Origin of the sequence: Bacteroides reticulotermitis JCM 10512, from assembly GCF_000517545.1 — a bacterium.
Classification (GTDB): domain Bacteria; phylum Bacteroidota; class Bacteroidia; order Bacteroidales; family Bacteroidaceae; genus Bacteroides; species Bacteroides reticulotermitis.
This window is the reverse complement of record NZ_BAIV01000003.1, coordinates 68,101-90,576: the sequence shown is the minus strand read 5'-3', so window position 1 is coordinate 90,576 and position 22,476 is coordinate 68,101. Positions and strand designations below refer to the sequence as shown.

At 41.4% G+C, this 22,476-nt stretch carries 17 protein-coding genes and 4 pseudogenes; 11 read left to right on the top strand and 10 right to left on the bottom strand.

All coding sequences use genetic code 11. The features are described 5' to 3' along the window. The first annotated feature begins 1 nt into the window (after position 1). The 3 genes from lpxA (at position 2) to miaA (ending at position 2,327) form a co-directional block, all read left to right on the top strand. Entirely contained in the window at positions 2 to 769 is a 768-nt protein-coding gene (gene lpxA / locus JCM10512_RS02235; RefSeq protein ID WP_044159988.1) for an acyl-ACP--UDP-N-acetylglucosamine O-acyltransferase, read from the top strand. A gap of 14 nt (positions 770 to 783) precedes the next feature. Continuing rightward, positions 784 to 1,338: an IS1096 element passenger TnpR family protein gene (locus JCM10512_RS02230; RefSeq protein ID WP_044159986.1), complete on the top strand. Its 555-nt coding sequence runs from the start codon at positions 784 to 786 to the stop codon at positions 1,336 to 1,338. 92 nt (positions 1,339 to 1,430) lie between these two features. After that, a complete protein-coding gene (gene miaA / locus JCM10512_RS02225) occupies positions 1,431 to 2,327 on the top strand; it encodes a tRNA (adenosine(37)-N6)-dimethylallyltransferase MiaA (RefSeq protein ID WP_044159984.1) in 897 nt (298 codons plus the stop codon). Between the two features lie 65 nt (positions 2,328 to 2,392). Here the strand turns inward: miaA and JCM10512_RS02220 are convergent, their stop codons facing one another. Continuing rightward, positions 2,393 to 2,695, bottom strand: coding sequence for a hypothetical protein (locus JCM10512_RS02220; protein ID WP_044159982.1), 303 nt, complete (start codon positions 2,693 to 2,695; stop codon positions 2,393 to 2,395). 212 nt (positions 2,696 to 2,907) lie between these two features. On the opposite strand from JCM10512_RS02220, the pseudogene JCM10512_RS02215 reads away from it, so the two are divergent. From JCM10512_RS02215 to JCM10512_RS02205, 3 genes and pseudogenes are all read left to right on the top strand, one after another. After that, positions 2,908 to 5,117: pseudogene (locus tag JCM10512_RS02215) on the top strand (S9 family peptidase). Next, positions 5,117 to 5,962 carry a lipoyl synthase gene (gene lipA, locus JCM10512_RS02210; RefSeq protein WP_044159979.1) on the top strand — a complete coding sequence of 282 codons (846 nt, stop codon included), beginning with the start codon at positions 5,117 to 5,119 and terminating at the stop codon, positions 5,960 to 5,962. Before JCM10512_RS02215 ends, lipA begins: the two are co-directional and overlap by 1 nt. A gap of 64 nt (positions 5,963 to 6,026) precedes the next feature. Continuing rightward, positions 6,027 to 7,145 carry a hypothetical protein gene (locus JCM10512_RS02205; RefSeq protein ID WP_044159977.1) on the top strand — a complete coding sequence of 373 codons (1,119 nt, stop codon included), beginning with the start codon at positions 6,027 to 6,029 and terminating at the stop codon, positions 7,143 to 7,145. Here JCM10512_RS02205 and JCM10512_RS02200 read toward each other — a convergent pair. Genes JCM10512_RS02200 through JCM10512_RS02190 form a run of 3 tightly spaced genes read right to left on the bottom strand, consistent with a single transcriptional unit; the run spans position 7,111 to position 9,718 of the window. Further along, the gene (locus tag JCM10512_RS02200; RefSeq protein ID WP_044160274.1) at positions 7,111 to 7,815 is read right to left on the bottom strand and encodes an SAM-dependent methyltransferase; all 705 of its coding nucleotides are present in this window, start codon (positions 7,813 to 7,815) and stop codon (positions 7,111 to 7,113) included. The genes JCM10512_RS02205 and JCM10512_RS02200 overlap by 35 nt on opposite strands. Before the next feature lie 25 nt (positions 7,816 to 7,840). Further along, on the bottom strand, positions 7,841 to 8,854 hold the full coding sequence (locus JCM10512_RS02195) for a gliding motility protein GldB-related protein (protein ID WP_044159976.1): 1,014 nt from the start codon (positions 8,852 to 8,854) through the stop codon (positions 7,841 to 7,843). Between the two features lie 6 nt (positions 8,855 to 8,860). Continuing rightward, positions 8,861 to 9,718: an enoyl-ACP reductase FabI gene (locus JCM10512_RS02190; RefSeq protein WP_044159974.1), complete on the bottom strand. Its 858-nt coding sequence runs from the start codon at positions 9,716 to 9,718 to the stop codon at positions 8,861 to 8,863. Between the two features lie 348 nt (positions 9,719 to 10,066). Between JCM10512_RS02190 and JCM10512_RS02185 the strand changes: the two are divergent. From JCM10512_RS02185 to JCM10512_RS02170, 4 genes and pseudogenes are all read left to right on the top strand, one after another. Next, positions 10,067 to 11,667: pseudogene (locus tag JCM10512_RS02185) on the top strand (glycoside hydrolase family 28 protein). A 156-nt stretch (positions 11,668 to 11,823) separates the two neighbouring features. Beyond that, positions 11,824 to 13,045 (top strand): annotated as a pseudogene (locus JCM10512_RS02180) (DUF4861 domain-containing protein). 149 nt (positions 13,046 to 13,194) lie between these two features. Continuing rightward, the gene (locus JCM10512_RS02175) at positions 13,195 to 14,871 is read left to right on the top strand and encodes a glycoside hydrolase family 43 protein (RefSeq protein WP_044159971.1); all 1,677 of its coding nucleotides are present in this window, start codon (positions 13,195 to 13,197) and stop codon (positions 14,869 to 14,871) included. Positions 14,872 to 15,011: 140 nt separating this feature from the next. After that, entirely contained in the window at positions 15,012 to 15,662 is a 651-nt protein-coding gene (locus tag JCM10512_RS02170; protein ID WP_044159969.1) for an HAD family hydrolase, read from the top strand. A gap of 105 nt (positions 15,663 to 15,767) precedes the next feature. Here JCM10512_RS02170 and JCM10512_RS02165 read toward each other — a convergent pair whose 3' ends face one another. The 6 genes from JCM10512_RS02165 to JCM10512_RS02135 form a co-directional block, all read right to left on the bottom strand. Continuing rightward, positions 15,768 to 16,340 (bottom strand): DUF5043 domain-containing protein, encoded by a 573-nt coding sequence (locus tag JCM10512_RS02165; RefSeq protein ID WP_206777879.1) that lies wholly within the window; start codon positions 16,338 to 16,340, stop codon positions 15,768 to 15,770. Positions 16,341 to 16,447: 107 nt separating this feature from the next. Continuing rightward, positions 16,448 to 17,023 (bottom strand): DUF5043 domain-containing protein, encoded by a 576-nt coding sequence (locus JCM10512_RS02160; protein ID WP_044159965.1) that lies wholly within the window; start codon positions 17,021 to 17,023, stop codon positions 16,448 to 16,450. 175 nt (positions 17,024 to 17,198) lie between these two features. Then, positions 17,199 to 17,867 carry a hypothetical protein gene (locus tag JCM10512_RS02155; RefSeq protein WP_044159963.1) on the bottom strand — a complete coding sequence of 223 codons (669 nt, stop codon included), beginning with the start codon at positions 17,865 to 17,867 and terminating at the stop codon, positions 17,199 to 17,201. Between the two features lie 69 nt (positions 17,868 to 17,936). After that, a complete protein-coding gene (locus tag JCM10512_RS02150; protein WP_158332173.1) occupies positions 17,937 to 18,365 on the bottom strand; it encodes a Gfo/Idh/MocA family oxidoreductase in 429 nt (142 codons plus the stop codon). Between the two features lie 412 nt (positions 18,366 to 18,777). Beyond that, on the bottom strand, positions 18,778 to 19,473 hold the full coding sequence (locus JCM10512_RS02145) for a porin family protein (RefSeq protein WP_081741198.1): 696 nt from the start codon (positions 19,471 to 19,473) through the stop codon (positions 18,778 to 18,780). 968 nt (positions 19,474 to 20,441) lie between these two features. Beyond that, positions 20,442 to 21,614, bottom strand: coding sequence for a MalY/PatB family protein (locus JCM10512_RS02135; RefSeq protein ID WP_044159954.1), 1,173 nt, complete (start codon positions 21,612 to 21,614; stop codon positions 20,442 to 20,444). Between the two features lie 68 nt (positions 21,615 to 21,682). Here JCM10512_RS02135 and JCM10512_RS02130 point away from each other — a divergent pair. After that, positions 21,683 to 22,470, top strand: a pseudogene (locus JCM10512_RS02130) (Cof-type HAD-IIB family hydrolase). The last annotated feature ends 6 nt before the right edge of the window (positions 22,471 to 22,476 follow it).

Sequence of the window (22,476 nt, the reverse complement as noted above, 5' to 3'; positions counted from 1 at the left end):
CATGGTAAGTCCCTTAGCATATATTCATCCTGAAGCAAAAATCGGGGAAAACGTAGAGATTGCACCTTTTGTTTACATTGATAAAAATGTAACCATCGGTAATAACAACAAGATTATGGCTAATGCCACTATTTTGTATGGCTCGCGTATTGGCGACGGAAATACAATATTTCCGGGTGCTGTAATCGGTGCAATCCCCCAAGATCTCAAATTCCAGGGTGAAGACAGCACAGCGGAAATCGGGAACAATAACCTGATCCGTGAGAATGTGACTATCAACCGAGGTACTGCCGCCAAAGGACGTACCATTGTAGGCAACAATAACTTATTGATGGAAAGCGTACACGTGGCACACGATGCGCTGATCGGCAATGGATGTATCATTGGTAACTCCACCAAAATGGCCGGTGAAATTGTAATCGATGACAGCGCTATTATCAGTGCAAATGTGTTAATGCACCAATTCTGTCGGGTTGGAGGATATGTTATGATTCAAGGCGGTTGCCGCTTTAGCAAAGATATTCCACCCTATATTATTGCCGGACGTGAGCCGACTACTTTCAGTGGTATTAACATCATCGGTCTACGCCGTCGCGGTTTCTCGAACGAGGTGATTGAAAACATACACAATGCATATCGCATTATCTATCAAAGCGGGTTGAATACAACAGATGCATTGAAGAAAATAGAAGCAGAATTTGAAATAAACAAGGAGATTGAATATATTATTAGTTTTATCCGTAACTCCGAGCGTGGTATCATTAGATAAATAATTCACATTATATGATATACAGATTTACTATTATCTCTGATGAGATAGACGATTTTATCAGAGAAATCCAAATTGACCCGGAAGCAACATTTTACGACTTCCATGAAGCAATATTGAAATCAGCAGGTTACACAAACGACCAGATGACCTCTTTCTTCATCTGTGACGACGACTGGGAGAAAGAGAAAGAAATCACACTGGAAGAGATGGATGACAATCCGGAAATGGACAGTTGGGTTATGAAGGAAACAGTCATCAGTGAGCTAATAGAAGATGAGAAGCAGAAAGTCCTGTATGTATTCGATTACATGACAGAGCGTTGTTTCTTTATTGAACTATCAGAAATAATCACCGGCAAGGACATGAAAGGTTCTAAATGCACCAAGAAGGTTGGAGAAGCTCCTAAACAGACGCTCGACTTTGAAGAAATGGCTACTACCGGCAATGCACTCGATTTAGACGAAAACTTCTATGGCGACCAGGACTTCGACATGGAAGACTTCGATCAAGACGGATTCGATATGGATGGCGGTGAAAGCACTTCATTCGAAGAGGATAAACTATAAAATTGATATAGCCAAGATTGGGTATTATTCGCTCCCTATACAGAGCAAATAATACCCAATCTGCTATAATCCTTATTAATAAAATTCGATTTATGCCCACTCTTATTGTTCTCATCGGACCTACCGGAGTAGGAAAAACAGAATTAAGCCTCCGGTTAGCAGAACATTTCCAAACGTGTATAGTTTCTGCCGACTCCAGACAGCTTTATGCCGAACTGAAAATCGGTACGGCAGCCCCTACCCCCGAACAACTCAACCGTGTTCCTCATCATTTAGTCGGCACACTTAACCTGACTGATTATTACAGCGCTGCTCAATATGAGGCAGAGGCCATGCAGCTTCTTGAAACCTTATTTGCACAGCATGAAGTGGTAATCCTTACCGGAGGCTCAATGATGTATATTGACGCTATTTGCAAAGGTATTGATGATATTCCCACAGTTGATGCGGAAACGCGGCAACTCATGCTGCAAAAGTATGAAGAAGAGGGGTTGGAACAACTTTGCGCTGAACTGCGTCTGCTGGATCCTGAATACTACCGAATTGTAGACCAGAAAAACCATAAGCGGGTAATCCACGCATTGGAGATCTGCTACATGACCGGAAAGACCTATACTTCTTTCCGCATTCAGCAAAAGAAAGAACGCCCATTCCGGATTTTAAAAATCGGTTTGACACGCGAACGAGAGGAGTTGTACGGGCGTATTAACCAGCGAGTAGACCAGATGATGGAAGAAGGGCTACTCGAAGAAGTACGTTCCGTACTTCCATACCGACATCTTAATTCGCTCAACACAGTTGGCTATAAAGAACTATTCAACTATTTGGAAGGAGAATGGGAACTCCCTTTTGCCATCGAGAAGATCAAGCAAAACTCTCGCATTTACTCCCGCAAACAAATGACTTGGTTCAAACGAGACAAGGACATTTGTTGGTTTCATCCGGAACAGGAAACGGAAATACAAGAATATATCCATCGGTCACTATAAGCACGGTGAAAACAGGTGTGCAATATACTTGCTATCACCTACTCCACCCAAGGATACAACTACACTCACGAGTTCAGCTTCATAAAGATAAAGTTGGCTATAAAAAACAGATCACCCATAAACACAATACTAAAGACTAAAAAAGTAAAACAAGTACTCCAACGGGCGCCTTCATCTTCTTTACCTTTCCGAATACGACGCAAGGAACTATACAAGCAATCGCCTGCGATAAACAACACAAACAAACTCGGAATCAAATCCCCCCAGGTAACGAGCCAAAAGTTTTCACCCTTACCCATAAGGAACGTGAATGCAACTGCTAACAAAAAGACTGAAGCATATTGCAAATCTTTTCTCTTTGAATTCATATTTTCGGTGTTTTAGTTAGTATTAACTTCTCTATCGTCTCTTACAAAGATATCGAAAATAATTACTATTCCACACATACTTTTTATTAATTATCGTTCATGCTCAAACACTTCACTTAATAAAAGTATATTCAGCTTTGCTGAGTCTAAGTTTATTGTTACTTTTGCGAAAACAATATGAAAATAGAAACCCAAAACCTATTCATAAAATAATGAGAAAGCCAGTTATTACCTTACTTCTTTGCCTTCTTTGCTTAACCGGAATGGCGCAAGGAAATCAAAGTATCGACTTAAAAGACATCACTTCCGGACGTTTTCGCCCGGAAAATATTTATGGAGTAATTCCTACGCCCGATGGTGATTTCTACACCGAGATGAACGCCGAAGGAACCCAGATTATCAAATACTCATTCCGAACCGGAGAAAAAGTTGAAGTGATATTCGATGTCAGCCAAGCTCGCGAATGTGATTTCAAGAACTTCAGCAGTTACCAATTCTCTCCTGATGGACAAAAGTTACTGATCGCTACCAAGAAAACGCCTATCTACCGCCACTCATATACAGCTGTTCACTACATCTATCCATTAAAGAAAAACGAGAAAGGCGTAACTACAAATAACATTATCGAACCTCTGTCTGATGGAGGTCCACAACAAGCACCTGTTTTTTCTCCGGACGGTACCATGATCGCATTTGTCCGCGACAACAATATTTTCCTCGTTAAATTACTCTATGGCAACAGTGAAAGCCAAGTAACCGAAGACGGGAAAAGCAATGCCATTATAAATGGAATTCCTGATTGGGTATATGAAGAAGAGTTTAGCTTTAACTCCGCACTCGAGTTTAGTGCAGACAACACCATGATTGCTTTCATTCGGTTTGACGAAACGGAAGTCCCCTCATACTCTTTTCCTCTTTTTGCAGGACAGGCTCCGCGCATTGAAGCACTAAGAGATTATCCGGGAGAATATACGTATAAATACCCCAAAGCCGGTTACCCGAATTCAAAAGTAGAAGTACGCACGTATGACATCAAGTCGCATGTAACCCGCACCATCAAGTTGGCGATCGATGCAGATGGTTATATTCCCCGTATTCGTTTTACGAAAGATGCCAGCAAGCTTGCCATCATGACTTTGAATCGCCATCAGGATCGCTTCGATATGTTCTTTGCCGATCCTAGATCTACTCTCTGCAAACTGGTTCTTCGTGATGAGTCGCCCTACTATGTAAAAAGTGGTGTGTTCGACAATATCCAGTTCTACCAAGATAACTTCAGTTTCTTGAGTGAGCGTGATGGCTTTAGCCATCTGTATTGGTACAGCATGGGGGGAAACCTCATTAAGAAAGTAACCAATGGTAAATACGAAGTCAAAGAGTTCTTAGGATACGATGAGACCGAAGGTTCTTTCTACTACACCAGTAATGAAGAAAGTCCGCTACGTAAAGCGATCTACAAGATAGATCGTAAAGGAAAAAAGATCAAACTGTCGCAAAAGGAGGGAACTAATAATGCAACTTTCAGCACATCGCTGAAGTATTATATGAACAAGTTCTCGAATCTGACCACCCCTATGCTAATCACACTAAACGATAATATGGGAAAACCCCTGAAAACGTTAGTTACCAATGATAAGCTGAAACAAACATTGCTTCATACGCCATACCACAGAAAGAGTTTTTCACATTCCAAACAACTGATGGAGTGGAATTAAACGGATGGATGATGAAACCGTTGAATTTTTCAGCTTCCAAGAAGTATCCGGTACTGATGTATCAATACAGTGGACCGGGCTCACAAGAAGTTGTCGACACATGGAATATTAGCTGGGAAACCTACATGGCTACGCAGGGGTATTTGGTTGTTTGCGTTGATGGCCGTGGAACCGGTGGTCGCGGTGAGGCATTTGAAAAGTGTACCTATTTGAAGATCGGTGTAAAAGAAGCCAGAGACCAAGTGGAAGCGGCCCTTTATCTTGGCAAACAATCGTATGTAGACAAAGAACGCATCGGAATCTGGGGATGGAGCTACGGAGGTTATATGACGCTAATGAGTATGAGCGAAGGTACGCCTGTATTTAAGGCGGGAGTAGCGGTAGCCGCACCAACCGACTGGCGTTTTTACGATACAGTTTATACCGAACGCTTCATGCGTACTCCTAAAGAAAATGCCGAAGGCTATAAGGAATCCTCCGCATTTACGCGCGCGGATAAATTGGAAGGAAAGTTATTAATCGTACATGGAATGGCAGACGACAATGTTCATTTCCAGAATGCGGTAGAATACATGGAACAGCTAGTTCAGTGCAACAAAGAGTTCTACGCTCTCCCCTACACCAATCGTAATCATGGGATATACGGCGGAAACACACGCCAACACCTTTATACGCAAATGACTAATTTCTTTAAAAGCAACCTCTAATGGCTGATAGAGTACGCAAACCCGAATGGCTCAAGGTACAGTTTGGTGCTAATGAACGATACACTGAGACAAAACGTATTGTCGACGTCCATTGCCTGCATACGATATGCAGCAGTGGACGTTGTCCCAATATAGGGGAGTGTTGGGGAAAAGGCACCGCAACTTTCATGATCGGTGGTGAGATTTGCACACGCAGCTGCAAATTCTGTAACACAAAAACCGGACGTCCTCTTGCACTAAATGCCGACGAACCTACGAATGTGGCCAAGTCCATTGCCCTAATGAAACTAAAGCATGCCGTGATAACGTCTGTCGACCGGGATGATCTACCTGATTTAGGAGCTGGCCATTGGGCTCGTACCATTACAGAAGTTAAACACATCAATCCGGAGACTACAATCGAAGTACTCATTCCTGACTTCCAAGGCCGAGTAGAGTTAATCGACTGCATAATAGAAGCCCACCCCGACATAATTTCCCATAATATGGAGACGGTGCGCCGCATTAGTCCGCTGGTACGGAGTGCCGCCAATTATGATACAAGCCTTCAAGTAATCAAGCACATTGCACAAAGCGGAACAAAGTCTAAAAGTGGAATTATGGTAGGCTTGGGAGAAACAATTGAGGAAGTAGAAGAATTAATGGACGACCTATTAGCCGTCAACTGTGAGATTCTTACGATCGGACAGTATTTGCAACCTACACACAAACACTATCCGGTAAGTGAATACATAACACCGCAACAATTTGCCGCTTATAAAGCAACAGGACTCAATAAAGGATTCAAAATAGTGGAGAGTGCTCCTCTCGTACGCTCGTCTTATCACGCAGAGAAACACATTTAACAGCATCAAACAAAACCTCTCTATAAATTGTTCTATAGAAAGAAAACAGGCAAATAAGACGAAAATGAGTCACAAAGGAATAATATCCTCCGCTTTTAATATGTCATCGGGATTTATCCCCGTTATTATTTCCATTCTTTTGTGTGAACTGATAACGCAAGACGTAGCTATATATATAGGTACTGTAATTGGATTGGTCAAAATATTCACTTCACTTCGCCGTAAAGGAATATTAATACCTAATTTCATCCTATATATATCTACTACTATGTTGTCTCTACTTTCGTTGGCAACATTCATACCGGGCGACTATGTGCCACCCGGAGCTCTTCCGTTGACACTAGAGGTAAGCGTCCTGATTCCCATGCTGATACTCTACATACATAAGAAGAGATTCATCAACCACTTTCTCAAACAAATAGATGCATGTAACAAACGTATGTTTGCACAAGCGGCAGAATCGGCAGTTGTTTCTGCACGCATTGCATTGATATTCGGAACCTTACACTTCATCGCTATCAGTATTGCGATGATTGTACAGTCTCCACTCAGTTTAACAAGCCAAGTGGTTCTTTTCAGTATACTTCCACCGGCTGTTTTCATATTAAGCATTGCATCCAATCAAATTGCGATTCATTATTTCAACCATATGATGTCGCATGCTGAATATGTACCAATTGTAAATACGAAAGGAGATGTGATAGGTAAGAGTCCGGCGGTTGAAGCATTGAATTATAAAAACGCTTACATCAACCCTGTTTTGAGAGTTGCTATCTCGATCCATGGCAAGCTATACTTATGTGATCGTTCGATGACAGCAATTCTGGATAAAGGAAAAACAGACATTCCTATGGAATGCTACCTCCGTTACGGTGAATCGTTATTGGAAGGAGTAAGCAGACTGGTTCGCAACGCATTTCCCAAAGCGATGAATCTCAAGCCCGAATTCAATATTGTCTATCACTTCGAGAACGAAGTAACCAATCGGCTGATGTATCTCTTTATTCTGGATGTCAACGATGATTCAATTCTGTCTAACTCACACTTTAAGAATTATAAAATATGGAGTTTCAAACAGATAGAAGAAAACTTGGGAAAGAACTTTTTCAGCAGTTGCTTTGAAGAAGAATATGAGCACCTGAAAAGTGTTATTTGTATAAGAGAAAAATACAAGGGATCTTAGCCAATTCCGGTATATTACCTTTCCATGCTTTCACAGTCCGTGTTTGAATATACTCACCTTCACAAGTTATATTCGCTGCTATACACAGCCTTGTTTGCGGACGACAATTGAGCAATATATCTTCCAACATCTTATGATTGCGATAAGGTGTTTCAATAAAAAGCTGCGTCTGGTCTTCTGAGTAAGCCCTTTGCTCCAATGTCTTTAGTTTCTTGATTCGTTCTCCCGCTTCAATAGGCAAGTAACCGTGGAAAGCAAAACTCTGTCCATTAAAGCCTGATGCCATAACTGAAAGAATGATAGAAGAGGGACCTACCAGAGGAACCACTTTCAGTTTTTCGCGTTGTGCGATAGCAACAACATCCGCTCCCGGATCAGCAACCGCCGGACAGCCGGCCTCAGAAATAACTCCCATCGAAGCTCCATTTATCAACGGCTTTAAATACCCAGCAATGTCTTCGGGCGAAGTATGCTTATTTAAAGGATAAAAAGTCAGCGAATCGATATCAATCGTTGAATCGACCTTCTTTAAGAAACGGCGGGCCGAACGAAGATCTTCGACAATAAAATGTTTGATTCCACAAATAATTTCCTTATTATAAGCCGGTAGTACATTTTCGAGCGGCGTATCGCCAAGGGTAACGGGTAACAGATAAAGAGCAGTCTCCACTTTACGAATATTAGAGTTCAATAATTTAAGAATGCAGGTAGTTGGACTCTTCAAGCATTTGGCTGTAATCAGTCATTTCCAACAAATCCTGTATTTTCAGTTTTTTGTGCTTCTTCATGTAGGAAGCTATAATCTTTGTTCCGATCCACGTACCGACTAATCCCGGAGCTTGCTCACCTAAGAGTTCGACCGAAGGAGCCGGTTTCATGTAGAAGCGAATCACCATCGGATCACGTGCATACAGATGCCCGCTATCCTGAATATACTTCCAGATCTCTTTCTCATGAACTTCGCACCATTTTGTTTCCGCTTCCGAATAACCAATCATCGCACCGGCATCCGCATAACCAAGTAGGTTCTGCACAACATAATTAATCTTACCTGAATGCATCATCCAATCGATCAAGCTGGTACCATCATGGTAATTCATTCCGTATTGACTGAAAAGATAAAAAACAAAACAATCCGGTACAATTCGTTCCGGACGCATCGAACGACATTGGTAATCGTAGTAGAAGCGTTTATAAAGCGGATAGTCTTCCCCCATATATTTATCCAAGCTAATGCCCAGCAAGGTATCGACTAAGATTATCGATTCATTAAAAGCGGAAACTTGTGAATAAATGAAGGGAACCTGCATGCCGGGAATCTCCTTTTTCAACTTCCGAAAGCCCTTAGACAATCCATCTTCTACCACATCCAAGTTAGGGAATTTGGTTTGCACATCCCTAAGCAGTCGAGTTAAAGTCGTATCGGAATAAAACTTTTGCAAACGCTGAGAAATGGTATCATCTTTCACCGTACCGATAGCCAGTACATCCTCTATCAGTATTTTAGTTGGCTGTGGGTAATCCATTATCAGCTTTTGCATAGCAGAAAAGCTGTTGGAGCGAACGTATTCGCTCAACAGCTTATCATATCTAAGAACAGATATCTCTTCTTTCTTCTGTGTCGATTCATTTCCTGTACCCGGCCAACACGAAGCAAAAAGCAAACATAAGCACATTATGCCAAATAGAAGAGAAATCCGTAGTTTCATAATTAATTAACCGTAAATGATGTTGCCATCTTCATCCATATACTCATCCAATCCTTTTTCATAAGTAGCCATTGCCCGAAGACTCATGCCTACGCTTGAAAAACCACCGTCGTGATACAGGTTCTGCATAGTCACCTTACGGGTGAAATCAGAGAACATCACAATACAGTAGTCAGCACATTCGTCAGCCGAAGCATTTCCCAGAGGAGACATCCGGTTAGAGAAGTCGAATAGTTTATCCATTCCCTTTACACCCGATCCGGCTGTAGTGAATGTCGGAGATTGTGAAATAGTATTCACACGCACACTGCGCTCACGTCCGTAGATATATCCAAAGCTACGAGCAATCGACTCCAACAGAGCTTTAGCATCAGCCATATCGTTATATCCGTAGAATGTACGCTGTGCAGCTACATAGCTCAGAGCAACGATAGAACCATTTTCAGCAATAGCATCCAACTTCTTAGCCGATTGAATCATTTTGTGGAATGAAACAGCTGAAATATCCAATGTTTTGTCCAACATACCATAATCCAAATCATCATAGGTACGTTTCTTGCGCACATTGGGAGACATACCAATCGAATGAAGCACGAAATCAATTTTTCCACCCAATATTTCTACGGAGTTCTTGAATACTTCAGTTAATTCTTCAACGCTAGTAGCATCAGCCGGAATAACTTGGCAGTTCAACTTTTCGGCTAAAGCGTTTACTTCGCCCATGCGGATAGCCATCGGAGTATTTGATAATGTTATGGTAGCACCTTCTTCTACTGCACGTTCTGCTACTTTCCAGGCAATAGACTGGTCGTTGAGGGCACCGAAAATGATGCCTCTTTTTCCTTTCAACAAGTTGTAACTCATATTTCTTAATAGTTAAATTTTGTGCAAATATAGGAACTTTCTGCATAAAATAACGAGAAGTGTGCAAAGAAAAGACAGAAATGACAAAAAATACACGTATTCTATCAAATTGTCCACATTCTCCGATTTATTCCCCACTATATTTGTATTCGATAATTAAGAGGTTTTTTCATAATATTTATTTAAGGTTAGAATTAGGTTAACATGAATCCATCTTATCTCTTTTAGCAGATAGCCCGTGAGGGGTCATCTGCTAAAAGAATAAGAGATAAAATTTCGCCGATTATCCACGAAACGAATACAAATAGTATAAAATAAGTATAACCCTATTAGTAATTAAGATTACCAATGAACACATTTACAAAAAAACTCCTGTTCCTAACAGCTTTCTGTGTGCCGTTCTTGTCGATTCAAGCACAAAACGGAAGTACGATAGATGATAATATCTATAGCAATTTGCCGTTCGACATGCCCAAAGTTCAGCAGCCGGTATTTCCTGACTATGAAGTTAGCATCGTCAAATTTGGTGCTAAAGGCGACGGAGTTACTTTAAATACAAAAGCGATCAATGATGCTATCAAAGACGTTAACCAACGTGGTGGTGGCAAAGTTATAATCCCCGAAGGACTCTGGCTCACAGGCCCCATCGTACTGCTTAGCAATGTGAACTTATTTACAGAACACAATGCGTTAGTGTACTTTACCAGCGACTTTGAAGCGTATCCCATTATTGATACATCCTTTGAAGGGTTGGAGACTCGTCGTTGTCAATCTCCCATTTCCGCACGCGGAGCGGAGAATATCGCAATTACCGGTTACGGCACATTTGACGGTAACGGTGATAGCTGGCGTCCGGTCAAAAAAGAAAAACTTACGGCAGCTCAATGGAGCAAACTGATTAAATCGGGTGGTGTATTGGATGCCGCCAAACGGATATGGTATCCGACAGCCGGTTCTTTGAAAGGAGCAATGGCTTGCAAAGACTTTAACGTACCTGAAGGAATCAATACAGACGAAGAATGGAATGAAATCCGTCCGTGGTTACGTCCGGTATTGCTCAATATTGTAAAAAGCAAGAAGGTTTTGTTGGAAGGCGTTACATTCAAAAACTCGCCCAGCTGGTGCTTGCATCCGCTTTCTTGTGAAGACATTACCCTGCACAAAGTAAAAGTATTCAATCCCTGGTATTCGCAGAACGGCGACGCGTTGGACTTGGAATCGTGTAAAAACGCATTGATTTTGGATTGTATCTTTGATGCCGGCGACGATGCTATCTGTATCAAATCGGGTAAAGATGAAGACGGACGCCGCCGAGGCGAACCTTGCCAGAATGTAATTGTGAAGAACAACACGGTACTTCATGGACACGGTGGTTTCGTGGTAGGAAGTGAAATGTCAGGTGGAGTTAAAAACGTATTTGTAGAGAACTGTACATTCATGGGAACTGACGTAGGTCTGCGTTTCAAGAGTACACGTGGCCGCGGCGGTGTTGTTGAAAACATCTACATCGATAACATCAATATGATCAATATACCCAACGAACCTCTGTTGTTCGACCTGTTTTATGGTGGTAAAGGTGCCGGAGAAGAATCCGAAGCCGATTTGGTTAGCCGTATGAAGGTAGCCATTCCTGCCGTAACCGAAGAAACTCCCGCTTTCCGTGACATTCACATCTCTAACATTACTTGCAAAGGCTCGGGACGTGCCATGTTCTTCAACGGACTACCGGAGATGCCGATTCGCAATGTAACTGTGAAAAATGTAGTTATGACCGATGCTACTGACGGAGTGTGGTTAGTCAGGTTGATGGTGTTACGCTGGAAAACATTTATGTAGAGTCAACAAAAGGAAAGAATCTCTTGAATGTGAAAAGTTCTAAGAATCTGACTGTAGATGGCAAAACGTATAAAGCGATCGACGCAAAAAGACAAACAATTAAATTCAAATAACATCCAAAGAGTAGCTCCGGAAAGAAGACCACAAAATCATTATATGGAGTAAAAAACTCAAATAGCAGACTACTTTATCCGCAAAAGATAAGGAGTCTGCTATTTTTTCAACTACTTTTGTCGAATAGATTATTCAACGCAATCAACCTTAGAATCATGAAAAAGTATATTTTTATCATTTTCAGTCTATTGGGGCCCCTTTCGTTCTCTGTTTGGGCTCAGAAACAAGAGAAAACCATCGTTGTAGAAGTCAACAACAACTGGAATCGGGAGAAGATCGATGAGCCGGTTGTAATCGACGTGCAAAGTCTAAACACCGGTTTTAAGATCAAGTCGGCTGTCGTTATGGAAGGTAGCAAAGAAGTTCCCTCGCAGTTAGATGATATGAACCGTGACCGACGGATGGATGAGTTGGCTTTTGTAGCCGATTTCAAAGCACGCGAAAAGAAGACCTTCAAGATCACCCTTTCTTCTGAAAAAAGCAATAAAACATATCCCGAACGTATATGCCGAGATGATGTTAGTCGACCAACGCAAAGGAAACCATCAGCCTGTACAATCACTTACCGTACCCGGCACGAGCAATGTCTACAGTATGGTACGTCCACACGGACCGGCACTGGAATCGGAGTTGGTAGCTTATCGTCTTTACTTCAACGAGAAACAAACGCCGGATATTTACGGCAAGTTCAATAAAGGGTTGGAACTCAAAGAATCTCACTTCTACCCTACCGATGAGCAACTGGCTCGTGGATTCGGAGACGACGTGCTTCGGGTATTCGACAGTTGCGGACCGGGTGCTCTGAAAGGTTGGAATGGCAAAGCAGCCACACATATTACACCCGTATCCACCCGCACCGAACGAATCCTTTCGTATGGCCCGATACGCGTGATCGCTGAAGTTGGGGTTACTGATTGGGATTATCAAGGAAAAGAGTTGAATATGCTGACGCGCTACACGCTCTATGCCGGACATCGTGACTTATATATTGAAGCCCTATTTGATGAACCTCTGACAACCGAAGTATTCTGTTCGGGGGTTCAGGATCTGGTTGGCTCGGTATCGACCTCCGATCATAAAGGTCTGGTAGGTAGCTGGGGAACAGATTGGCCGGTGAACGACACAGTCAAATATGCCAAGGAGACAGTGGGATTGGGAACCTGCATCCCGCAACGGTATGTGAAATCGGAAGAGAAAGATAAAGCTAGCTTCCTGTATACAATCAGCGCACCGGGAGCAAACTACTTCAATTATTATACGACATTCACTTCCATGAAGGAGACATTCGGATACAAAACGCCTGAAGCTTGGTTCGCTTATCTGCGTCAATGGAAGGAAGAACTATCGCATCCGGTTACTGTCAAAGTGAAGAACTAAAGATTCTACAAACAAAAAATACAAGGTATTTACCAGATTTTATACCGACTCTGCTCAAATAATCCCCCTTTGAACAGAGTCTTTTTTTTAACTTTGTCCTTTGTTAAATAAAACAGAATCATTCATATCAAACATTTATTTTCGATATCATGAAACGACTGACACAATTTCTCCTTTTGAGTTTACTAACCGTATCATCTGCCATGGCACAGAAGAACTATGTATCCGAAGTATGGGTATCCGACTTGGGAAATGGCAAATACAAAAATCCGGTACTTTATGCCGACTACTCTGATCCCGACGCTTGCCGTGTAGGCGATGATTTCTACATGACTTCATCCAACTTCAACTGCTTGCCGGGACTGCAAATCCTACATTCCAAGGATTTGGTCAACTGGACTATCATCGGTGCTGCCGTACCGTACGCACTGACTCCAATCGAAACTCCGGAACGTCCGGAACACGGTAATCGTGTATGGGCTCCGAGTATTCGCCACCACAACGGCGAGTTCTACATTTTCTGGGGAGATCCCGACCAAGGAGTATTTATGGTGAAAGCCAAAGATCCGAAAGGTCCGTGGACTGAACCGGTTTTGGTGAAAGCCGGCAAAGGTCTTATCGACACTTGCCCGTTATGGGATGCCGATGGCAAAGTTTACTTGGTACATGCATACGCAGGAAGCCGTGCGGGGCTGAAAAGTGTTATTGCTATCTGTGAATTGAACGCGGATGCCACGAAAGCCATTACTCAGTCGAGAATCATCTTCGACGGACATGAGGAGCACGAAACGTGCGAAGGTCCGAAGTTCTACAAGAAGAATGATTATTATTATATTTTCCTCCCCGCAGGCGGTGTAGCAACCGGATGGCAGGTAGTTCTTCGTTCTAAAAACGTTTACGGTCCTTACGAGTGGAAAACAGTTCTGGCACAGGGTAGTTCGCCGGTTAACGGTCCTCATCAGGGAGCTTGGTTAGATACTCCTACGGGTGAAGATTGGTTTCTGCATTTTCAAGATGTAGGTGCTTATGGCCGTATTGTACACTTGCAACCGATGAAATGGGTGAACGATTGGCCGGTAATTGGTGTCGACAAAGACGGAGATGGCTGCGGAGAACCTGTATTGACTTACAAAAAGCCGAACGTAGGCAAAACATATCCTATCTGCACACCGCAGGAAAGTGACGAATTTGATGGTTACACACTTTCTCCACAATGGCAATGGCATGCTAACATCAATGAGAAATGGGCGTATTATGCCGGAGACAAAGGCTATATGAGATTGTATTCTTATCCGGTAAACGAAGGCTATAAGAACTTATGGGAGGTATCAAACCTGTTGTTGCAAAAAACGCCTTCGGATAACTTCACAGCTACGATGAAACTTACCTTCTCACCAACTCAGAAATATATGGGAGAGCGTACAGGCTTGGTAGTTATGGGTATGGATTATGCCGGACTGATTTTGGAGAACACAGATAAGGGTGTGATCTTATCGCAGATTGAATGCAAGAAAGCCGATAAAGGTCAACCGGAGCAAGCTAATGCTTCTGTCGATTTGAAAGATAAAACTGTTTATCTGAAAGTTAACTTCACAGCTAATGGTAGCAAAATAAAGAAAAGCGAAGGGGCAAGCGATCTGGTTGTTATGTGTAACTTCTCTTACAGTCTCGATGGCAAGAAGTTTACGCCACTAGGCAAAGCGTTCCAGGCTAAAGAGGGCAAATGGATCGGAGCTAAAGTAGGTACATTCTGTACACGTCCGGGTATTGTTATAAACGATGGTGGTTGGACAGATGTCGATTGGTTCCGCATTACCAAGAAATAACTTGATGTAAAGCAAAAAAGAGTGACCAAATACTAAAAAGATGCCTCTGCACAATTAAAAAATTGCAGAGGCATCTTTTCTTTTTTACCTTTGTCCTATATAAAGAGATACAGGATTAACAATAAAAACAGAGGATTAGCATGAAGCAACTTGTTATTTTTGATTTAGACGGTACATTATTAAATACAATAGCCGATCTGGCTCATAGTACAAACTACGCATTAAGCAAAGTAGGATTTCCCACGCATGAAATGGAAGCATACAATTTTATGGTAGGAAACGGAATCAATAAGCTTTTCGAACGTGCCCTGCCCGAAGGGGAAAAGACGGAAGAGAACGTACGCCGTGTTCGCAAAGAGTTTGTGCCTCATTACGATGCTCACAATGCGGATGACAGCTGTCCTTATCCGGGTGTTACGGAATTACTGGAGTACTTGCAGAAAGAGAAGATTCAAATAGCTATCGCTTCCAACAAATACCAGACTGCTACTCAGAAGTTGGTTGCTCATTATTTTCCCAACATCCACTTCACCGCTGTATTTGGCCAACGAGAAGGTATCAATGCCAAGCCGGACCCGACAATCGTATTTGATATTCTCAATTTGGCGAAAGTAGAAAAAGAGCATGTGCTCTACGTTGGCGACTCCGGAGTAGATATGCAAACGGCCGCCAATGCAGAGGTTACAGCTTGCGGAGTAACTTGGGGATTCCGTCCTCAAACTGAACTCGAAGCATTTCGCCCTGCACACATTGTACATACTGCGGAAGAGATTAAAAAGCTCGTTTTATAAAAGACGGAAACTTTACTCAATATTTTCCACTTATAAATAGAAAGGCAACTAATTCGCTTTTGAATTAGTTGCCTTTCTATTTATTCAATCTCTCTGAGAATAAGCCTAGTCATCTATTATATCCGCAAGGTGGTAAGTCCAATGAAATAGAATAAAATCGAGCATGCGACCTGTTTCTGATGGAATAAAGCAGACTTTATCCATCAACTCTACTTCAATTTCCCGATAAGTCGACAAAGGGACTGTGTTATATAAGCTAAGAATATCAAATTGAAAGTACACTTCCATAACCCGACCGGTTTGAGGACTTATAATCATATTTATATATAAATTCTCATCTCGAAGACGCTCTCTTTCCTCCTCTGTGAAGATAGGTTTTAGCGTCATAAAGCACGCCCTTCTTGAATAGATATCTTCGCTACTGATTGGAACATTCGACATCCCTTTGCAAACATACTTTGCCCCACGTTCTTTCCCAGCTACGTATGTTGGTGACTTACTGGTGTATTTATTATCCTTGTTGCCAAGAGTAATTATCCCTCCTCCCGCACCTATTGTACATTGATAACTGTATCCGTTTTCATTAAATGTTTGCGGAGTACTATAAAGTTTCGTCTGAGCTATTACTGAATGTGCACAGATCAATAAGCCGATCACAACGGAAAATAATGTTTTCATCCTCATAATTAAATTCGTTTAGCATGAAATAACGTTATGTCAATAGACCCTACACAATATAATAACTATTTATCAGATTTCATAACTAATGAATAGCCAACGAGTACTTAATCATCGATTATAGATGCAAGGTGGTAGCTCCAACTAAAGAGTATAAAGTCGAGCATGCGGCCGGTTTCTGATGGAATAAAGCAGACTTTATTCATCAATTCAAGTTCTATTTTTCGATAAGTAGACAAAGGGACTGTGTTATATAAACTAAGAATATAAAATTCAAAGTACACTTCCATAACTCGCCCGGTTTGAGGGTTTATAATCATATTTATATCTAGTGTTTCATCCCGAAGGCGTTTTCGTTCTTCCTGTGTAAAGAGTGGTTTTAGCGTCATATAACAAGCTCTTCTTGAATAGATATCTTCGCTACTGATTGGAACATTCGACATCCCTTTACAAACATACTCTTTGCCACGTTCTTTCCCAGTCACGTATGCTGGCATTTTATTTGTATATTTATTATCTTTGTTAGCAAGAGTTATTATACGTCCTGCACCTATTGTACATTCATAACTATATCCGTTTTCATTAAATGTTTTCGGAGTACTATAATAATTCGTCTGAGCTGTTGCTGAATGCACACCAATCAACAACCCAATCACAACGGAAAATAATATTTTCATCCTCATATAATTCATTCATTTGGCATGAAACAACACAAACAAAAACGTAACGCCAATAGACGTTACGCAATATAACAAATCTTTATCAGATTTCATAACCGATGAATAGCTGACGAGCCTTTTGTCCACGCTCAGCGGGCTAATAAGATAGTATGCATTATTCGTCTTAGTCGATTTCGATCTATTCTTTATACGCTTCGAAAAAAGTCTTTTTTGTCTTTTCATCGTAACCGAAACGCTTAACAGTGGAGAGGTTATTAGCAAACAACCATTCCAATGTATCTAATTGAAGTTCCGAACCATCTACAGCAGAAGGGATAAGACTTTCCTCATAACATCTTTCTACCATATCAAATAACACGCCATATTTAGGATAAAAGCTATCTAGTGATATTGAAAAGTTCAATGAATTATCTTGGTAAAACCGACATTGACATGATGAATCTTCAAAATCAATCAGAATCTCTCCATTATCGTAGGAGATTTTGCCGGTACGTTTTTTAACAGGCATGAACTTACCCATATACAAATGATAGTCTACATCTTCTACCTTGCCGGTGCATGCGATATAAGTTGACTTATAATCTTTTTGATAATCGCCCAAAACCCAAGAAGGGTTGCTTTCGAAATACTTTTCCCCTAAAATCATTCGGCTTAGTAGTGCCAAATGAATAAAAGTCTCCATATACTGACCGCCATAAAGATTGCTCTTCAGCCAGCCTCTTTCATCGTTTTGCTCTAGTAAGTGCAACCGTACCTTTTTCAAATTTCCCAGCAAAGAAAAAGCCGCAAGAACTTCATGTCGTGTTTTCTCTCCTGAAAAGATCAGATACTTTTCATAAAACGCCATCGGATTAAAAAGGAATACAAGGGGAAGAGCTTTTTCCGGATAATAATAACTTAAACAAAAGACTTTCTTTCAGCCATCACTGCGTAACATTTTTCTCAATGCATTATATTCTGATTTCAAAGAAGTTAATGGCTTTTCAATCGCAACAAACACATTCTTATTTACAAATTCTTCCAGGTAAGTAAGATGGGTTGAAGAAGGGGTCGCAATCCAAACAATACTCGAATTAAGCGCGTTCTTCTTGAAGTTTTCATCCTTTATTTTATAGGTAAAAGTATTCCCATTTATGCAGTCTCGCCTATTCTTCTCAATACGAGAATCGTCGATGTCGTAAATAATAACATTCAGTCTCCGCTGCATTCGTTCTAAGGCGGGTATTAACCTGTTAACTACAACATCGCCGGCTCCAATGATGGATAGATCATATTTATTCTTCCCTTTTTCTTTTATCCTTTCGGATGGTAGCGCATTTATCACGACTCCAACAACAACGGCCATATACAAGATATTGAGTATACAAATATAGTTAGGTGTTGAATAAGTTGGATTAAGAATCAAACTGACACCTTCTACAAATGAAACATGGTTAGTAAGTGAGAAACATAACCCCTGCCCGATTATAATTATAGGGATTAATATAATATATTCCAGCGCATGCATAATCGCGTACTTCTCTTCGAAGAAACGTCTCAGAACAAAACAGTAAAGTACCCAGATAGAAGATTCTATCAGAAAATAGTAACAGATGAAATTGACAATACCATGTAAACAAGAAAAGAGTACAGGATACTGAATTGAAAGAAAGTCTATATCAGAACTATTTGAATATAAATAAATTTTAGAGGGCTAGAATCAACAACCGGCCTGAGATACACCTGAATGCGAAAGAATCGATTCCGTCAGGCTCTCACTAAAACTTATATCCCAAAGAGAGACTTAAATTAATATTCCGATAATGCAATTCAGGAAAAGTCCGGTTGTTCATCACGTCAATCAAACTCATCGAAGCCCCTAATCCCAACACATACCGTTTATATGCTAAATCAGCTTTCAGGCCTAATCCGAAATCGAATCTGTCTAACGCCTCATTATGAAGCCAATCAAGGTTCTTGTCAAAAACACCATCTCCAAAGGTTTTCCACGTATGCTGAGTTTCTCCATTTGCCCAAACACCAGAGTTTAATTTTTGCTTACTTTCTCCCCCGATTCCATAAGCGAAATAAGGACCGGCTCCTAAAATCAAATCCAGACTCTTAGAAACCTCCATCCGCCAAGCAGCATAAATGGGAATTTCCAGATACAACTGATTAAATGTATGCGTCCAATCAGGTCGTCCCCCAACGTATGAGCTGGCATCCAAGTCTTCCTGCTTCGAACCCTTCGCTGTGAAGAACAAACCGGATTGAAGTAAGAATTTCTTCGAAAGCTGATAATCGACCGTCGCCCCAATATGATAACCGAGTTTAAACTTACTGCCAGAGACATCGTTTACCCATGCGCTAGAACAATTCATTCCACCTCTTATTCCAAATTGAAAAGCCTTTTCTTGCGCGAAGCTATTTATTGTCAGAATGGACAATAGGCAGATAAGTGTAGTCTTTCTCATATTTATTGAATTAGTAGTTTTAATCTCATACAGTTTTCCCAGCCTTGGATATTATTCGATCAATTACAAATTTAGGCAAAAATATTTATTAATGAATATTTTACCCGAATAATTGCACCAGATGCAATAGAATAGACCGAGCAGCAATATGAAATGTAACCGATATGGCTTGAAGACTAAATCACAACAGACTTGAGCTTGTTTACTGACAAAGAGTATTCCAGTTGGGAACTCATTCAATACATCATAATTTACTAACAATCCGCCAATTTCAGTCCCAATCTCCTCACTCCCTCCTATAAGAAATATTTTTTTTGGTCTCATGGTCTCATCATTTTTAGCTAACTTTCTAATAATCTGAGATATGCCGAATGAGAGATACTTTTCAAAATGGTTATCTCTCATCATTTTTTGCTCAAAACAGGCATAAAAAGAGCTATCTCTCATCCTATTTTGTTTATCTCTCATCCTATTTTAGATAGGGAATCGGTCTGAAATCTTCTATTTCTCTATATTCATTTTTGCCTGCTCACCCGAGTGCTTCGATCGATTCATCCTAGTGCTTTGATCTACTCACCAATGTGCGACGATTGAAGCACCCGGGTGGCTAAAGGAATCGAGGTATTAAAAAGCTGTTAATCTTCTTACAGCGAAGGAATATCAACTAGAATATTGCAAGAAAAGCTATGATTAATCTATTTCTTATGCCGCTATATGTTTAGCGAACAAGCTACGGGCACATAATGACCGGCCAGTCGAGTATGATGAAAGAGTAAACAAAGATCAAACAATGTAGGTGTTGGAGCAGCATAACAAAAAGAAGAGCCGATAAAATACAAATAAATTAAATAACGGGTGAAACGAATTCATCCGAATGGCGATTTCTCTCCATTCGGATGAACGTGGGTTGAAAGTCAAAAACCGATATAATTTCCGGCTTCAGACGTATTTCACAAAATTCGTATAAACTATTTGGCAGAAGCCACTGCCTGTTTCAGTTGCTCCAAACCTTTATGAAGCAAACTACGCGGACAAGCAACGTTCAGACGCATAAAGCCTTCGCCTTCTTTGCCAAAAGTTGTCCCGTCGTTCAAAGCCAAATGCGCTTCCTCGACAAAGAGACGCTTCAATTCGCTCTGGCTAAGTCCCAATTCCCGGCAATCCAAATAAATCAGGTAAGAGGCTTGCGGACGAATCATCTGAATGGCGGGTATCTGTTCCTTCAAGTAATCTTCTGTAAAGTCGATATTCTCCTGTATATAAGCTACAGCTTGATCAAGCCATTCGGTTCCGTTGCTATAGGCGGCGGCTACACTGAGATAAGCAAATAAGTGTCCCTCACTAAGTTCACTCGCTTCCATATATTTAAAGAAGCGGTGACGAAGCTCTTCATTCTCTACAATCACGTATGAACTCGCCAGTCCGGGCATATTAAATGCTTTACTTGGCGACATGAAAACAAGCGAATTCATCCGGGCCTTCTCAGAAGCTAACGCATAAGTAGGATGTTTGTACGGAGGCAAAGTTAGATCGGCATGAATCTCATCGGAGATAACCAATGTTCCGCTTTCGTCACAGATATCAGCTATTCGGGCAAGTTCTTCGTTTGTCCACACACGACCGCCGGGATTGTGCGGATTGCTCAAGATTAAGAGTTTGCACCCTTGCACATCTGCCTCAAAACGATCGAAATCGATATGATATTGGCCATCGCGTAACACCAAAGGGCTATAAACAACTTCCCGTTCATTCTTCTCCGTAACCAGAAAGAAAGGATGATAGACGGGAGGGGTTACCATAACTTTATCCCCTTTTTCCGTAAAGCAATGGATGGCGAACGCGATTCCGCGAACAATTCCGGGAGCAAAAGCAAGCATTTCGCGGCTGATTGTCCACCCGTATCGCTCTTGCAACCAATTAATGATAGACTCCGACCACTCCTTGCAAGCAAATGTATAACCCAACACTTCATGATCCAACCGTTTTCTAATGGCTTCAATCACAAAAGGTGGAGTCCGGAAATCCATATCGGCTACCCACATCGGTAATAAGTCATTGCGTCCCCAGCGTTGCTGTACGGCATCCCATTTCACACAATCCGTACCTGTACGGTCGATGATTTCATCAAAATTATATTTCATACGAGATTCTTTATTATATTATGTGCAACAAAAGTAGTACATTTGCATGCAAAATCAAAAAGAATTTTATGACGAAAGCTCTGTTTTTTGACATCGATGGTACGTTGGTTAGTTTTGAGACACACCGTATCCCGTCGTCCACGATCAAGCAATCGAAGAAGCCCACGCTAAAGGACACAAAATATTTATCGCTACCGGACGTCCTAAAGCTATTATCAATAATCTGGCCGAGCTGCAAAACCGAAACCTGATTGACGGCTACATAACGATGAATGGTGCCTACTGTTTCGTCGGAGAAGACGTAATTTACAAAAGTGCTATTCCACAAGAAGAAGTGCAGGCGATGGCAACATTCTGCAAAAACAAGAATGTACCCTGCATCTTTGTGGAAGAAAACCGCATGTTAGTATGCCAACCGGATGAGATGGTGAGAAAGATATTTTATGAGTTCCTACATGTTAACAAATTACCGGAAGTTTCTTTCGAAGAAGCTACGCAAGGTAGCATTTTCCAAATGACTCCTTTCATTACCGAAGAGGAAGAACAAGAAGTACTTCCCCATATTCCGACTTGTGAAATCGGACGCTGGTATCCGGCATTTGCCGATGTAACAGCCAAAGGGAATACCAAACAAAAAGGAATCGATGAAATCATTCGCCACTTCGGCATTCGCTTGGAAGATACCATATCCTTTGGTGACGGAGGAAATGACATCAGTATGCTTCGCCATGCAGCTATCAGTGTCGCAATGGGGCAAGCCGAAGATGAGGTTAAGCAAGCCGCCGACTACGTAACCACGCCGGTAGATGAAGACGGAATCCGGAATGCGATGAAACACTTCGGACTTATCGACTAAAATAGC

What these genes read in the sequence shown, in the direction of transcription:
- lpxA (WP_044159988.1), top strand. Translation starts at nt 2, where the DNA reads ATGGTAAGTCCCTTAGCATATATTCATCCTGAAGCAAAAATCGGGGAA.
- JCM10512_RS02230 (WP_044159986.1), top strand. Translation starts at nt 784, where the DNA reads ATGATATACAGATTTACTATTATCTCTGATGAGATAGACGATTTTATC.
- miaA (WP_044159984.1), top strand. Translation starts at nt 1,431, where the DNA reads ATGCCCACTCTTATTGTTCTCATCGGACCTACCGGAGTAGGAAAAACA.
- JCM10512_RS02220 (WP_044159982.1), bottom strand. Translation starts at nt 2,695, where the DNA reads ATGAATTCAAAGAGAAAAGATTTGCAATATGCTTCAGTCTTTTTGTTA.
- lipA (WP_044159979.1), top strand. Translation starts at nt 5,117, where the DNA reads ATGGCTGATAGAGTACGCAAACCCGAATGGCTCAAGGTACAGTTTGGT.
- JCM10512_RS02205 (WP_044159977.1), top strand. Translation starts at nt 6,027, where the DNA reads ATGAGTCACAAAGGAATAATATCCTCCGCTTTTAATATGTCATCGGGA.
- JCM10512_RS02195 (WP_044159976.1), bottom strand. Translation starts at nt 8,854, where the DNA reads ATGAAACTACGGATTTCTCTTCTATTTGGCATAATGTGCTTATGTTTG.
- JCM10512_RS02190 (WP_044159974.1), bottom strand. Translation starts at nt 9,718, where the DNA reads ATGAGTTACAACTTGTTGAAAGGAAAAAGAGGCATCATTTTCGGTGCC.
- JCM10512_RS02175 (WP_044159971.1), top strand. Translation starts at nt 13,195, where the DNA reads ATGAAACGACTGACACAATTTCTCCTTTTGAGTTTACTAACCGTATCA.
- JCM10512_RS02170 (WP_044159969.1), top strand. Translation starts at nt 15,012, where the DNA reads ATGAAGCAACTTGTTATTTTTGATTTAGACGGTACATTATTAAATACA.
- JCM10512_RS02165 (WP_206777879.1), bottom strand. Translation starts at nt 16,340, where the DNA reads ATGAAAACATTATTTTCCGTTGTGATCGGCTTATTGATCTGTGCACAT.
- JCM10512_RS02160 (WP_044159965.1), bottom strand. Translation starts at nt 17,023, where the DNA reads ATGAGGATGAAAATATTATTTTCCGTTGTGATTGGGTTGTTGATTGGT.
- JCM10512_RS02155 (WP_044159963.1), bottom strand. Translation starts at nt 17,867, where the DNA reads ATGGCGTTTTATGAAAAGTATCTGATCTTTTCAGGAGAGAAAACACGA.
- JCM10512_RS02150 (WP_158332173.1), bottom strand. Translation starts at nt 18,365, where the DNA reads ATGGCCGTTGTTGTTGGAGTCGTGATAAATGCGCTACCATCCGAAAGG.
- JCM10512_RS02145 (WP_081741198.1), bottom strand. Translation starts at nt 19,473, where the DNA reads ATGAGAAAGACTACACTTATCTGCCTATTGTCCATTCTGACAATAAAT.
- JCM10512_RS02135 (WP_044159954.1), bottom strand. Translation starts at nt 21,614, where the DNA reads ATGAAATATAATTTTGATGAAATCATCGACCGTACAGGTACGGATTGT.